This is a genomic window from Enterobacter sp. TMH.L2, from assembly GCF_050847315.1.
Taxonomy (GTDB): Bacteria; Pseudomonadota; Gammaproteobacteria; order Enterobacterales; family Enterobacteriaceae; genus Cedecea.
Genome location: NZ_CP193791.1, coordinates 3,517,249 through 3,531,099 on the forward strand (window position 1 = coordinate 3,517,249; position 13,851 = coordinate 3,531,099).

14 protein-coding genes are annotated in these 13,851 nt (G+C 57.6%); 13 read left to right on the plus strand and 1 reads right to left on the minus strand.

Features of this window, described 5'->3' with window-relative positions:
- Positions 1–7: 7 nt before the first annotated feature.
- The 9 genes from fdnG to ACREYP_RS17005 all read left to right on the plus strand — a co-directional run bounded on the left by fdnG (position 8) and on the right by ACREYP_RS17005 (position 8,312).
- Positions 8–3,055, plus strand: a complete 3,048-nt coding sequence (fdnG, locus tag ACREYP_RS16965; RefSeq protein ID WP_336818525.1) for a formate dehydrogenase-N subunit alpha — start codon at positions 8–10, stop codon at positions 3,053–3,055.
- 11 nt (positions 3,056–3,066) lie between these two features.
- On the plus strand, positions 3,067–3,951 hold the full coding sequence (gene fdxH / locus ACREYP_RS16970; RefSeq protein WP_336818524.1) for a formate dehydrogenase subunit beta: 885 nt from the start codon (positions 3,067–3,069) through the stop codon (positions 3,949–3,951).
- Positions 3,929–4,594 (plus strand): formate dehydrogenase-N subunit gamma, encoded by a 666-nt coding sequence (gene fdnI / locus ACREYP_RS16975; RefSeq protein WP_034809921.1) that lies wholly within the window; start codon positions 3,929–3,931, stop codon positions 4,592–4,594. Before fdxH ends, fdnI begins: the two co-directional genes overlap by 23 nt.
- 210 nt (positions 4,595–4,804) lie before the next feature.
- Positions 4,805–5,068, plus strand: a complete 264-nt coding sequence (locus ACREYP_RS16980; protein ID WP_157141438.1) for a YdgH/BhsA/McbA family protein — start codon at positions 4,805–4,807, stop codon at positions 5,066–5,068.
- A 32-nt stretch (positions 5,069–5,100) separates the two neighbouring features.
- Positions 5,101–5,868 carry an alpha/beta fold hydrolase gene (locus ACREYP_RS16985; RefSeq protein ID WP_008460535.1) on the plus strand — a complete coding sequence of 256 codons (768 nt, stop codon included), beginning with the start codon at positions 5,101–5,103 and terminating at the stop codon, positions 5,866–5,868.
- A 91-nt stretch (positions 5,869–5,959) separates the two neighbouring features.
- Positions 5,960–6,226, plus strand: a complete 267-nt coding sequence (locus ACREYP_RS16990; RefSeq protein ID WP_008460533.1) for a BufA1 family periplasmic bufferin-type metallophore — start codon at positions 5,960–5,962, stop codon at positions 6,224–6,226.
- Between the two features lie 16 nt (positions 6,227–6,242).
- Entirely contained in the window at positions 6,243–7,079 is an 837-nt protein-coding gene (gene bufB / locus ACREYP_RS16995) for an MNIO family bufferin maturase (RefSeq protein ID WP_336818523.1), read from the plus strand.
- Positions 7,076–7,822 carry an HvfC/BufC family peptide modification chaperone gene (locus ACREYP_RS17000; protein ID WP_336818522.1) on the plus strand — a complete coding sequence of 249 codons (747 nt, stop codon included), beginning with the start codon at positions 7,076–7,078 and terminating at the stop codon, positions 7,820–7,822. The genes bufB and ACREYP_RS17000 overlap by 4 nt, the downstream gene beginning before the upstream one ends.
- 19 nt (positions 7,823–7,841) lie before the next feature.
- On the plus strand, positions 7,842–8,312 hold the full coding sequence (locus tag ACREYP_RS17005) for a DoxX family protein (protein WP_336818521.1): 471 nt from the start codon (positions 7,842–7,844) through the stop codon (positions 8,310–8,312).
- A gap of 250 nt (positions 8,313–8,562) precedes the next feature.
- On the opposite strand, the gene ACREYP_RS17010 is transcribed toward ACREYP_RS17005, so the two are convergent.
- Positions 8,563–9,456, minus strand: coding sequence for a LysR family transcriptional regulator (locus ACREYP_RS17010; protein WP_008454704.1), 894 nt, complete (start codon positions 9,454–9,456; stop codon positions 8,563–8,565).
- Between the two features lie 157 nt (positions 9,457–9,613).
- Between ACREYP_RS17010 and ACREYP_RS17015 the strand changes: the two genes are divergently transcribed.
- The 4 genes from ACREYP_RS17015 to lldD all read left to right on the plus strand — a co-directional run bounded on the left by ACREYP_RS17015 (position 9,614) and on the right by lldD (position 13,846).
- Positions 9,614–10,009, plus strand: coding sequence for a (R)-mandelonitrile lyase (locus ACREYP_RS17015; protein WP_336818520.1), 396 nt, complete (start codon positions 9,614–9,616; stop codon positions 10,007–10,009).
- A 257-nt stretch (positions 10,010–10,266) separates the two neighbouring features.
- Positions 10,267–11,922 (plus strand): L-lactate permease, encoded by a 1,656-nt coding sequence (gene lldP / locus ACREYP_RS17020; RefSeq protein WP_008454702.1) that lies wholly within the window; start codon positions 10,267–10,269, stop codon positions 11,920–11,922.
- Entirely contained in the window at positions 11,919–12,707 is a 789-nt protein-coding gene (gene lldR / locus ACREYP_RS17025; RefSeq protein ID WP_166866296.1) for a transcriptional regulator LldR, read from the plus strand. Before lldP ends, lldR begins: the two co-directional genes overlap by 4 nt.
- Positions 12,704–13,846: an FMN-dependent L-lactate dehydrogenase LldD gene (gene lldD, locus ACREYP_RS17030; RefSeq protein WP_008454700.1), complete on the plus strand. Its 1,143-nt coding sequence runs from the start codon at positions 12,704–12,706 to the stop codon at positions 13,844–13,846. Before lldR ends, lldD begins: the two co-directional genes overlap by 4 nt.
- Positions 13,847–13,851: the final 5 nt, after the last annotated feature.

A 13,851-nucleotide genomic window follows, 5' to 3' on the forward strand; every position in this document is an offset into this window, starting at 1 on the left:
GGTGACGATGAACGTCAGTCGCAGGAAGTTTTTCAAAATCTGCGCCGGCGGAATGGCAGGTACAACGGCGGCGGTGCTGGGCTTTGTCCCAAAAGCCGCGCTGGCGGAAACGCGCAACTACAAGCTGCTGCGTGCAAAAGAGACTCGCAATAGCTGTACTTACTGTTCTGTTGGCTGTGGTTTATTGATGTATAGCCTCGGGGATGGCTCGAAAAATGCCAAATCCAGCATTTTCCATATTGAAGGGGACCCGGATCATCCGGTCAACCGCGGCGCGCTGTGCCCGAAAGGCGCGGGGCTGCTGGACTACATTCACAGCGATAATCGCCTGCGTTACCCGGAATACCGTGCGCCTGGGTCAGACAAATGGCAGCGCATCAGCTGGGACGAGGCGTTCTCCCGTATTGCCCGCCTGATGAAAGACGACCGCGATGCCAACTTCATCGAGAAAAATGAACAGAACGTGACGGTTAACCGCTGGCTTTCTACCGGGATGCTGTGCGCCTCGGCGGCCAGCAACGAAACCGGCATGTTAACCCAGAAGTTTGCCCGCTCGCTGGGCATGCTGGCGGTAGATAACCAGGCGCGCGTCTGACACGGACCAACGGTAGCAAGTCTTGCTCCAACATTTGGTCGCGGTGCGATGACCAACCACTGGGTTGATATCAAAAACGCCAACGTGGTGATGGTGATGGGCGGTAACGCCGCTGAAGCCCACCCGGTCGGTTTCCGCTGGGCGATGGAAGCCAAAAACAACAACGACGCCACGCTGATCGTGGTCGATCCGCGCTTCACCCGCACGGCATCGGTGGCGGACATTTACGCGCCGATCCGCTCCGGCACCGACATTACCTTCCTGTCGGGCGTGATTCTGTACCTGATCTCCAATAACAAAATCAACGCCGAATACGTCAAACACTACACCAACGCGGCCCTGCTGGTGCGTGAGGACTTTAGCTTCGAAGATGGCCTGTTCAGCGGCTACGACGAAGAAAAGCGCCAGTACGATAAAACCACCTGGAATTATCAGTTCGACGAAAACGGCTTTGCGAAGCGAGATGACACGCTAACCGACCCGCGCTGCGTCTGGAACCTGCTCAAAGAGCACGTTTCCCGCTACACGCCGGACGTCGTCGAGCATATCTGCGGCACGCCGCAGGCAGATTTCCTCAAAGTCTGTGAAGTGCTGGCCTCCACCAGCGCAGTCGATCGCACAACTACGTTCCTGTACGCGCTGGGCTGGACTCAGCACACCGTGGGCGCGCAAAACATCCGCACCATGGCGATGATCCAGCTGCTGCTCGGCAATATGGGAATGGCGGGCGGCGGCGTCAACGCGCTGCGTGGCCACTCCAACATTCAGGGCCTGACCGACCTCGGCCTGCTGTCCACCAGCCTGCCGGGCTACCTCTCTTTACCGTCCGACAAGCAAACCACGCTCGACGGTTACCTGGCCGCCAACACGCCAAAAGCGACGCTGCCGGGCCAGGTGAACTACTGGGGGAATTATCCGAAGTTCTTCGTCAGCCTGATGAAAACCTTCTACGGCGACGACGCGCAGAAAGAGAACGGCTGGGGCTTTGACTGGCTGCCGAAGTGGGATCAGGCGTACGACGTGCTGAAGTACTTCGACATGATGGATCGCAACCTCGTCACCGGCTACCTGTGCCAGGGCTTTAACCCTGTCGCCTCATTCCCGGATAAAAACAAGGTTGTCGCCTGCCTGAGCAAGCTGAAGTACATGGTGGTTATCGACCCGCTGGTGACGGAAACCTCCAACTTCTGGCAAAACCACGGCGAGATGAACGACGTTGACCCGGCGAAAATCCAGACCGAAGTGTTCCGCCTGCCGTCCACCTGCTTTGCGGAAGAAGATGGCTCCATCGCCAACTCGGGCCGCTGGCTGCAGTGGCACTGGAAAGGCGCGGATGCGCCGGGTGAAGCGCTGAATGACGGGGAGATCCTTGCCGGACTTTACTACCGTCTGCGCCAGATGTACCAGGCCGAAGGCGGTAAAGGTATTGAGCCGCTGATGAAAATGCGCTGGCACTACGAACAGCCCGATCATCCCGAGTCCGAAGAAGTCGCTCAGGAGAGCAACGGCTACGCGCTGGAAGATCTGTTTGACGCCAACGGCAACCTGCTGGCGAAAAAAGGCCAACTGCTTGATTCCTTCGCGCTGCTGCGTGATGACGGCTCCACGGCTTCCGGCTGCTGGATTTACGCCGGAAGCTGGACCAGCAAAGGCAACCAGATGGCAAACCGCGACAACGCGGATCCGTCCGGGCTGGGTAATACGCTGGGCTGGGCATGGGCGTGGCCGATGAACCGCCGCGTGTTATACAACCGCGCCTCGGCAGATCTGCAGGGCAAGCCGTGGGACGCCAAACGTATGCTGATTGAGTGGAACGGCACGAAATGGGTCGGGAACGATATCCCGGACTTCAGCACTGCCGCCCCGGACAGCGGCGTCGGGCCGTTCATCATGCAGCAGGAAGGTTTGGGCCGTCTGTTTGCCCTCGACAAACTTGCCGAAGGGCCGTTCCCGGAGCACTACGAGCCGTTTGAAACGCCGCTGGGCACCAACCCGCTGCACCCGAAAGTGGTTTCCAACCCGGCGGCGCGCCTGTACGAAGCGGACGCTAAACGCATGGGTAACAGGAAGCAGTTCCCGTATGTCGGCACCACTTATCGCCTGACTGAGCACTTCCACACCTGGACCAAGCACGCGCGGTTGAACGCCATCGTGCAGCCGGAACAGTTCGTAGAAATAAGCGAAGGGCTGGCGAAAGCGAAAGGCATTGCGCACGGCGATCGGGTGAAAGTCAGCAGCAAACGCGGCTTTATTAAAGCCGTGGCCGTGGTGACGCCACGCCTGCAAACCCTGCAGGCGGGCGGCCAGGAAATCGAAACCATCGGGATCCCGTTGCACTGGGGCTTTGAAGGCGTGGCCCGCAAGGGCTATCTCGCCAACACCCTGACGCCGTCGGTGGGTGACGCCAACTCGCAAACGCCGGAGTACAAGGCGTTTCTGGTCAACATTGAGAAGGCGTAAGGGAGGAAACAATGTCCATGCAATCTCAGGATATTATCAAACGCTCGGCGACCAACAGATTCACCCCGCCGCCGCAAGCACGTGACTTCAAGGAAGAAGTCACCAAGCTCATCGATGTCACAAGCTGTATCGGCTGCAAGGCCTGCCAGGTGGCCTGCTCGGAGTGGAACGATATCCGCGACGAAGTCGGCCACTGCGTGGGGGTATACGACAACCCCGCTGACCTGAGCGCCAAGTCCTGGACGCTGATGCGTTTTTCAGAAACCCGTGAAAACGGCAAGCTGGAATGGCTGATCCGCAAAGACGGCTGTATGCACTGCGAAGATCCGGGCTGCCTCAAGGCCTGCCCGTCCGCTGGGGCAATTATTCAGTACGCCAACGGCATCGTGGACTTCCAGTCCGAGCACTGCATCGGCTGCGGCTACTGCATCGCGGGCTGCCCGTTCAACATCCCTCGCCTGAACAAAGACGATAACCGCGTGTATAAATGCACCCTGTGCGTTGACCGCGTTAGCGTAGGCCAGGAACCTGCCTGCGTGAAAACCTGCCCGACAGGTGCGATTCGCTTTGGTATTCGCAAAGAGATGCTGGACATGGCAGAGCAGCGCGTTGAGAAGCTGAAAAAACGCGGCTTTGAACAGGCGGGCGTTTACAACCCGCAGGGCGTGGGCGGCACACACGTCGTTTACGTGCTGCACCACGCGGACCAGCCGGAGCTGTACCACAACCTGCCGAAAGAGCCGAAGATTGATACCCCAATCAACCTGTGGAAAGGCATTCTGAAGCCGCTCTCGGCTGCCGGGTTTGTTGCTACCTTCGCGGCCCTGATTTTCCACTATGTCGGGATCGGGCCGAACGAAGAGGTGGACGAAGATGAGGAGGACAAGCATGAGTAAGATGATCGTCAGAACCAAATTCATCGACCGTGCCTGCCACTGGACGGTAGTGATTTGCTTCTTCCTCGTGTCGCTGTCCGGCATTGCCCTGTTCTTCCCGACGCTGCAATGGCTGACGGAAACCTTCGGCACGCCGCAGATGGGGCGCATTCTTCACCCGTTCTTCGGCGTGGCTATCTTTGTGGCGCTGATGTTTATGTTCGTGCGCTTCGTGCATCACAACATTCCCGACAAGCAGGATCTCCCCTGGCTGAAGGGCATTGTTGAGGTGCTGAAAGGCAACGAGCATAAAGTGGCGGACGTGGGCAAGTACAACGCCGGGCAGAAGATGATGTTCTGGAGCATCATGAGCATGATCTTCGTGCTGCTGGTGACCGGGATTATTATCTGGCGGCCCTGGTTTGCGCACTACTTCCCAATGTGGATGATTCGCTACAGCCTGCTTATCCACGCCGCTTCAGCCATTATTTTGATCCACGCCATCCTGATCCATATGTACATGGCGTTTTGGGTGAAAGGATCGATTAAAGGCATGGTCATTGGCAAAGTCAGCCGCCGATGGGCGAAGAAGCACCACCCGCGCTGGTATCGCGCCATCGAGGCTGAAGAAGCCAAAAAAGAGAGCCGGGAAGGCATAAACTAACCCCACGCTTCCCCTCTTCCCGCTCGGGGAGAGGGGTTATCCAGGCTCAGCACAAAAGAATTGTGTTGTTTTGTATCCACACCGCCCACGGCTAAACAACAAAACAAATCCCCTTCCCTCTGACACAGCCCACATACAAACCAGGCGTTAAATAAGCGCATCCGCCACCTTCAGGCGGCAACGTATTCAACGACCCGATATGTGAGGCTTATGATGAAACTGTTCCGCACCGTTATTCTCCCGCTCGTCCTGGCCGCTGCTGTAGCGCCTGCCTTTGCTGCCAAAGAAGTCCACAGCGCTCAGGGCCTGGTCAAAATTGGCACCGTCACAGAAAGCGATAGCACCACGCTGTCTCTCGATCAGCTCAATGAAAAACTGGCTGCAAAAGCTGAAAAAGCCGGGGCCAGCGCCTGGCGAGTGGTCTCCGCCGGCGGCAACAACAGCTACTTCGGCAGCGCCGATATTTACCGCTGATTTATTCCCTCCCCCTAAAACAGGAAAAGAAGATGAAACCCACGCGTAAAACGCTGCTGGCGCTGGCTGCGGCTGGCCTGATGACCGGATTTGCCGCCCAGGCGGAAACTCAGCACACCATCGTGTTAGTGCACGGCGCCTTCGCCGACGCGACCGGCAGTTGGGAGCAGGTGATCCCGGTTCTGCAAACGCGCCATTACGAAATCATCACCGCGCAGATCCCATTAACCTCACTCGCAGACGACGTGGCGGCGACCAAACGCGCCATCGCCCGTGCCAAAGGCGACGTTATTCTGGTAGGTCATTCCTGGGGCGGGACGGTGATTACCGAGGCGGGTAACGATCCGAAAGTGAAAGGCCTGGTGTACATCAATGCCTTTGCACCATCGCCGGGTCAGTCCACGGCCGATCTGGCCAACAGCTTCCCGGCCCCGCCCGGCAGCGCAAAAATCATCAAGGGTGCGGACGGCTTTCTGAGCCTCGATCCGAAGGCCGTCGCCACCGATTTTGCCCAGGATGCGACGCCTGAAGCGCAGAACATTATTGGCATCACCCAGATGCCGATCGCCGCCGCAAGCTTTACCGAAAAAGTGACCACCGCTGCCTGGCAGCAGAAACCGAGCTGGTTCCTGGTCGGCAGCAATGACCGGATGATCAACCCGGATCTGGAGCGAGCGATGGCGAAGAAAATTCACGCCCACGTCACCGAGTTACCGGTCAGCCATGTGCCGATGCTGTATGACCCGAAAAATGTCGCCCGCACGATATTTAAAGCCGTGAATATTACGTCGGGAAATTAATGCGTCTTATTCAATGAGGAGGAAATAACGCTCTCAATAAATAGCCGATGATTGCCGTCCCTAAATTCATTTTAATTATCTGGAGAACACGATGAACCGTATTGCTATGTCCGCGATTGCCCTGTCTTTGGTTTCTTTCAGCGCGGCATCCTTTGCCGCTGAATTAACCGGGCCAAACCTTGAGCGCTGTTTTGGCATTGCCAAAGCCGCAGACAACGACTGTAAGGCCGGCGCCGGTACCACCTGCGCGGGAACCTCCAAAGTCGATTACCAGAAAAATGCCTACAAAATGGTGCCAGCGGGGACCTGCACCGCGATCCAGACGCCGAATGGCCACGGCTCGCTGACCGAAGGCTAATCAAAGGGCCACTCCCATGACGATGACACACTCTTTAGGCGCCGGATTAAGCCTTAAGCCCGAGCATTACGCCGACGCCTGGGCCAGTCCATCCTCTCTCTGGTTCGAGGTTCACAGTGAAAATTATCTCATGGCGGGTGGCCCGCGCAGAGAGTGGCTGGCGGCCATCCGCCAGCAACACCCGATCTCGCTGCACGGCGTTTCGCTTTCACTGGCCGGTGACGAGCCACCGGACGCCCAACTGCTCGCGCAGCTAAAAGCGCTAGTGACTGACATCAAGCCAGCGCTTGTTTCCGAGCACCTCGCCTGGTCGCGCTGGAACGGGATTTATTATCCTGACCTGCTGCCGGTGCCGAGGACAACGCGGGTGATGCACCGCGTTATTGACAACATTAACCGCACGCAGGACACGCTGGGCTGCCAGATTTCACTGGAAAATCCTACGCACTATTTGCAGATGCCGGAACACGAATGGGATGAAATCGAATTTCTCGACGAAGTCAGCCGCCGGAGTGGGTGTGGCCTACTGCTGGATCTGAACAACGTCTGGCTCAGCGCCCACAACCTCGGCTTTGAGGCCGCAGCCTGGCTGAGCTGTTTCCCGGTCGAACGTGTGACTGAGATCCACCTGGCGGGCTTTAGCCCCGACGAAGGGGGCAGCGATTTGCTGATCGACAGCCACGATCAGTCAATATCCGAGGAGGTCTGGCGGCTGTATACGCAACTGATTCAGCGGGCGGGAGCAAAACCCACGCTTATTGAACGGGATGACAACCTGCCTGTGTTTAACGTGTTGCTGGCCGAACAGCAGCGTGCCCAGCGCATCCTCGACACAATGGGAGCCGCCGTATGAGCACTCAGTTAAGCCGCTACCACGAGGCATTTATTGGCCTGTTATATGGCGAAGCTCGCCCCGAACTTAGCCATTTCCAGACTCAGCCCGGCCTTGCCGTTTATCGCAACAGCGTGATCAAAGCCTGCGTTGACGCCCTGGACGCTAACTTCCCCAGCGTATCCAGGCTTACCGGAACAGATTTTTTCCGTCAAATGGCGCGCGGCTATGCGCTTGAACGCCCCCCATACGAAGGTGAACTGGTTCGCTATGGCGACGCCTTCCCCGCCTTTATTAGCGCTTATCCTCCGGCCAGAGAACTGACTTATTTAAGCGCCGTGGCCGAGCTGGACAAGCTGTGGCTGGAGGTGTTTTGTGCCCCGGCCTCGGCCCCGCTGGACGTGCATGCACTGGCAAGCACCACGGCGGATACCCTGGGCACCACATCATTACGGCTGCGGGACAGCGTTCGCTGGTACTGGCACCCCACGCTGCCGGTGTTCACGCTCTGGGCGTTCAACCGCGAACAAACCGCCGCGCCGGAGACGATTCACTGGCAGGGCGAAGGCGCTCTGCTGGTTCGCTGCCAGCAGCGCATTTTTGCCGAACCCTTAAGCCAGGGCGGATCGGTCTTCCTGACTGCCTGCCGCTTGGGGGCAACCCTCGATCAGGCTAGCGAACAGGCCCTGGCTGCCGAGCCAGCCCTCGCCCTCGGCCCTTTTTTCAGCAACCTGCTTAGTCGCGGCGTGTTCGCCGCATTTTAATCACACCTTTTGAGGCTAAATGATGAAAGTATCTGAACAACACATGACAGAACAAGGCGTGAGAGCGCTATGGAATAGACTCTGGGATCGCATCGAGAGAGGCGTCGGCGACAACTTGCTGTTGCTGATAGCCCGCGTGGGCGTTGCCGCCGTGTTCTTCCTTTCTGGCCGCACAAAAGTCACGGGGTTTATGACGCTAAAACCGTCCACCTACGAGCTGTTCCGCACCGAATATGCGCTGCCGCTTATCCCCTATGATATCGCCGCGCACCTGGCCACGCTGGCCGAACATACTTTCCCTGTTCTGCTGGTGCTGGGATTATTTTCACGCTTCGCTGCAACGGGATTGCTGTTTATGACCCTGGTGATTGAAATTTTTGTCTACCCGGACGCATGGCCCACGCACCTGATCTGGGGCGGATTACTGCTGCTGGTTATCGCCCGTGGCGCTGGCCGCTGGTCGCTGGACTGGGTTCTGAGGCTGGTATGAGAAAAACAGGCGAGGCACTTCATCTATCGCGCCTCGCCTGCTGCCTGTACGGCAGTGAACAGAGCTTTTCACAGCTAACGCCTTGTTGAAACTGATAAAGCTGTCTCTTTTCTCCTTCCTGTCCTTTTTGGGACACGACTCTGCTGAATGGATAAATCAATGAGTTACGAAGTGGGCCAGGAAAAGGGTCTGCGCGTCTTCGGGCTTTGATGTCGCTGAACCAGAATAAAATCCGCTTATCACCAACGGCTCAGGAAGAGTATCTCAGCGCATCCACCAGCAGGGAGAACGCGGTCGTGTGCTGCTTACGGCTGGGGTAGTAAAGGTAATAACCTGGGAACGGTTTGCACCAGGACTCCAGAACCCGGACCAGCCGCCCTTCGGCAAGCTCATCGGAAACCGTGTCGCTCGGCACAAATGCCAGGCCGAGACCTTGCAGCGCGGCATCAATGCGCTGGCTCAGGCTGTTGAACGTTAGTTGCCCATCCACGCGAATTTTCAGCTCACGCCCGTCCTTTTCGAATTCCCACGCATACAGTCCTCCCAGGGTAGGCAGCCGCATATTGATACAATTATGCTGCTGGAGATCCTGCGGCGTCGCCGGGTAGCCATGTTTCGCAAAATAGGTCGGAGAACCAATGACCGACATAGTAAGCTCCGGGCCAACGCGCACGGCCACCATATCTTTTGCCACCTGCTCGCCGAGACGAATCCCGGCGTCGAACTGCCCGCTGACAATATCGGTCAGGGCGTTATCCACGCTGATTTCTACATTGATGTCCGGGTAGTCGACCAGGAAAGTTTTCAACACCGGCCATAAAACCGACTGCAAGCTGTGTTCGGCCGCATTGAGTCGAATATTGCCCGCCGGCCGCGCACGCATTTCACTCAACGCAACCAGCTCGTTTTCAAGATCGGCAAAGCGAGGCGACAGGCTGGCAAGCAGCTTTTCACCGGCTTCAGTGGGCGCGACGCTGCGCGTGGTGCGGGTCAGTAAGCGCAGTTGAAGACGCTCCTCAAGACCACGAATCGCGTGGCTGAGCGCGGACTGGGACACGCCAAGCTTTGCCGCTGCTCGGGTAAAGCTGCGCTCGCGTGCCACTTCGATAAATGACATTAGATCGTTGAAGTTTTCTTTCAGCATGGCCGAAACAAGCCTCACTAAGGAACAGAATATTCCCAGTATAGCGAGATTAATGAACTGGATTCATAAGCTCTTGTACTTTTCCCTGGCTAGTTCTCTACAGCGTTCGGGACTACCGTATGAGAACGAACGATGACCTTCTCGACTGGAGCATTTGATGAAAATTATCCGCAGCGGTTCACAACCTTCACAGCAGGGCCCGGAAAGTTATTTCACCGGCACAGTACGCATTGATTCACCTTTTAGTGGCACTGAAAACGCCCGCGTTGGCGGAGCAATTGTCACCTTTGAGCCGGGGGCACGCACGGCCTGGCATACTCATCCCCTCGGCCAGACGCTGATAGTCACCCAGGGGCGAGGCTGGCTTCAGGCATGGGGCGAAGAAATTCAGGAGCTGAATCAGGGCGATATCGCATGGATACCTGAAGGCGTTAAACACTGGCATGGCGCATCGCCGGAGACGGCAATGACGCATATCGCCATAGCGGAGTCCTTAAACGGCAGCCCCGTTGAGTGGCTGGAAAAAGTCAGTGACGAGCAATACAAAAAATAAGCCGCAAAACCTGCGTTGTCATCCCCCCGGCAATCGCTTTCTCCCTTCACTGCTCTCCCGCCAGGAGAGCCGTTTTTTGGTCCTACCAATCTGACTAAAAACGTGCCCTTTTCTACAAAACGCTGATAAACACTCGTCGGGCCGTTGCCTTTCATTAACACAAGATTAACCATTAGCCATCATTTGCTCTACAAAGCAAAATTGGTCCTACCAATCTAATAAAAAACGATAAACGCCTCACCCTGGAGAACACCTGCATGCAAGTCTGGCCCCAACTCTACGACCCGCTCGGGAATATCTGGCTGTCGAGCCTGATTGCCGCGCTCCCTATTCTGTTTTTCTTCTTCGCGCTGATTAAGCTGCGGATGAAGGGCTACAAAGCGGCAACGATCACGGTATTTCTCGCCCTGCTGGTTGCCCTGTTTTTATACCGCATGCCGGTGGATCGCGCGCTTGCCTCGGTGGTGTACGGCTTCTTCTACGGCCTGTGGCCCATCGCCTGGATTATTGTGGCCGCGGTGTTTGTCTACAAAATTTCGGTCAAAACCGGGCAGTTCGACATTATTCGCTCCTCTATCCTGTCGATCACGCCGGACCAGCGCCTGCAAATGCTGATCGTCGGTTTCTCTTTCGGCGCCTTTCTGGAAGGGGCTGCCGGGTTTGGGGCGCCGGTTGCCATTACCGCAGCCTTGCTGGTCGGCCTCGGGTTTAAGCCGCTGTACGCCGCAGGTTTGTGCCTGATAGTGAACACCGCGCCGGTGGCCTTCGGCGCGATGGGGATCCCCATTATCGTTGCCGGGCAGGTTACCGGCCTGGACAGCTTCGAAATCGGCCAGATGGTAGGCCGCCAGCTGCCGTTCCTGACGATCATTGTGCTGTTCTGGATCATGGCGATTATGGACGGCTGGCGCGGAATCAAAGAGACCTGGCCGGCGGTAATCGTAGCAGGCGGCTCGTTTGCTATCGCCCAGTATCTCAGCTCTAACTTTATCGGCCCCGAGCTGCCGGACATTATCTCTTCGCTGGTGTCGCTGGTGTGCCTGACGGCGTTCCTGCGGGTCTGGAAGCCGGTGCGCATTTTCCGCTTTGATAGCGAGAACGCGGCTGCAACCGTGCAGGCGCAGACTGCGCAGAAATACACGACCGGGCAGATTGTCAAAGCCTGGATGCCGTTCCTGTTTTTAACGGCCACGGTTACGCTGTGGAGCATTCCGCCGTTTAAAGCGCTGTTCGCCAAAGGCGGCACGATGGCGGACTGGGTCTATAATTTCTCCGTGCCGTTCCTGGATAACCTTGTCGCCAAAATGCCGCCGGTCGTTACCGCCAGTGCGCCTTACGCCGCGGTGTTTAAGTTCGACTGGCTGTCAGCCACCGGCACGGCAATCCTGGTCGCGGCGCTGATCTCAATTGTTTACCTGCGCATGAAACCGAAAGCGGCGCTGGTTACTTTCGGTGAAACGCTCAAGGAGCTGGCGCTGCCGATTTACTCCATTGGCATGGTGCTGGCGTTTGCTTTTATCTCCAACTATTCCGGGCTGTCGGCGACGCTGGCCCTGGCGCTGGCGCATACCGGCCACGCCTTTACTTTCTTCTCGCCGTTCCTTGGCTGGCTGGGCGTGTTCCTCACCGGGTCGGACACCTCGTCTAACGCGCTGTTTGCCGCGCTGCAGGCCACGACCGCCCAGCAGATTGGCGTGTCGGACCTTCTGCTGGTGGCGGCCAATACTACCGGCGGCGTGACCGGGAAGATGATTTCACCGCAGTCGATAGCCATTGCCTGTGCGGCGGTGGGGCTGGTCGGGAAAGAGTCAGACCTGTTCCGCTTCACCGTGAAGCACAGCCTGATTTTCACCTGCATGGTGGGAGTGATTACCACGCTGCAGGCCTATGTTTTAACCTGGATGATCCCATGACCCAAGCTGTGCCGCGCCTTGCCGACCAGATGGTTGAGCGTGTTAAGGCGCTGATTGAAGAACGTAATCTGGAGGCGGGCATGCGGTTGCCCGCCGAACGCCAGCTGGCCGCCGAACTGGGCTGTTCGCGCTCGATTTTACGCGAGGCGATTCAAAAGCTGATTGGCGAAGGCGTGCTGGCCAGCCGGCGCGGCGGCGGCACTTATCTGCGTTACCAGACCGAACAATGGTCGGAACAGCGCATCGTACAGCCGCTGAAAACGCTGGTTGAGGGCGATCCCAATTACCAGTTGGATATCCTCGAAGCGAGGCACTCCATTGAAGGCAGTACGGCCTGGTACGCCGCCATGCGGGCGACGCAGGCCGACAAAGAAAAGCTGATCGCCTGCTTCGATGCCACGCTCAAATTTAAAGAGAGCGATGACCCGGATTTAGCCGCCCAGGCCGACGTCAGGTTTCACCTGGCGATTGCCGAAGCCTCCCACAATATCGTGCTGCTGCAGACCATGCGCGGGTTCTTCGACCTGCTGCAATCTTCGGTGCTGCACAGCCGCCAGCGCATGTACACCGTCCCGGCCATTTTTGCCGGGCTAACCGAGCAGCATGACGAATTATTGCAGGCGATTCTGGCCGGAGACGCCGAGCGCGCAAGGCGAGCCGCCCAGTCGCACCTCGGCTACGTCCACACCACTATCAAAACTCTGCAGGAAGACGAAGCCCGTCAGGCACGCATTACCCGCCTCCCGGACGAAGCAAGTGATGAAATAAGGGAAAAGAAACGATGATTATTTCCGCAGCAACCGACTACCGTGCCGCCGCCGAGCGCATTCTGCCGCCTTTTTTATTCCACTACATTGACGGAGGAGCCTATGCCGAGCATACGCTGAAGCGCAACGTGGAAGATCTGGCGCAGGTGGCGCTGAAGCAGCGCGTGCTGAAAAACATGTCGGCGCTGAGCCTGGAAACCCGGTTGTTTAACGAAACACTCTCTATGCCCGTCGCCCTCGGCCCTGTGGGGCTTTGCGGGATGTACGCCCGACGGGGAGAAGTTCAGGCCGCAAAAGCTGCCGCAGCAAAAGGCATTCCTTTTACCCTGTCGACGGTGTCCGTTTGCCCGATTGAAGAAGTCGCACCGGCGATTAACCGCCCGATGTGGTTCCAGCTTTATGTTTTGAAAGATCGCGGTTTTATGCGCAACGCGCTGGAGAGAGCGAAAGCCGCCGGGTGCTCCACGCTGGTATTTACCGTCGATATGCCGACGCCAGGGGCGCGCTATCGTGATGCTCACTCAGGCATGAGCGGCCCTAATGCCGCGATGCGCCGCTATTTCCAGGCGATGACGCACCCGCAGTGGGCATGGGACGTTGGCCTAAATGGCCGCCCTCACGATTTGGGCAATATTTCCACCTATCTCGGTAAACCAACCGGGCTGGAGGATTATATTGGCTGGCTGGCCAATAACTTCGATCCGTCCATTTCATGGAAAGATCTGGAGTGGATCCGCGAATTCTGGGACGGCCCGATGGTGATTAAAGGGATCCTCGACCCGGAAGATGCTCGCGATGCGGTGCGCTTCGGCGCCGACGGGATCGTGGTGTCTAACCACGGTGGCCGCCAGTTGGACGGCGTGCTCTCTTCCGCCCGCGCCCTGCCCGCCATTGCCGACGCGGTAAAAGGCGATCTTACCATTCTGGCGGACAGCGGCATCCGCAATGGCCTGGACGTGGTACGTATGATTGCGCTTGGCGCTGACACTGTGCTGCTGGGGCGCGCTTTCCTGTATGCACTCGCCACTCATGGTGAGGCTGGCGTTAGCAATCTGCTGAACTTAATGGAGAAAGAGATGCGCGTGGCGATGACGCTCACCGGCGCGAAGTCCATTGCCGAAATCACCCCTGACCTGCTGGTTCGCCAGGGTTTATAGCGTAC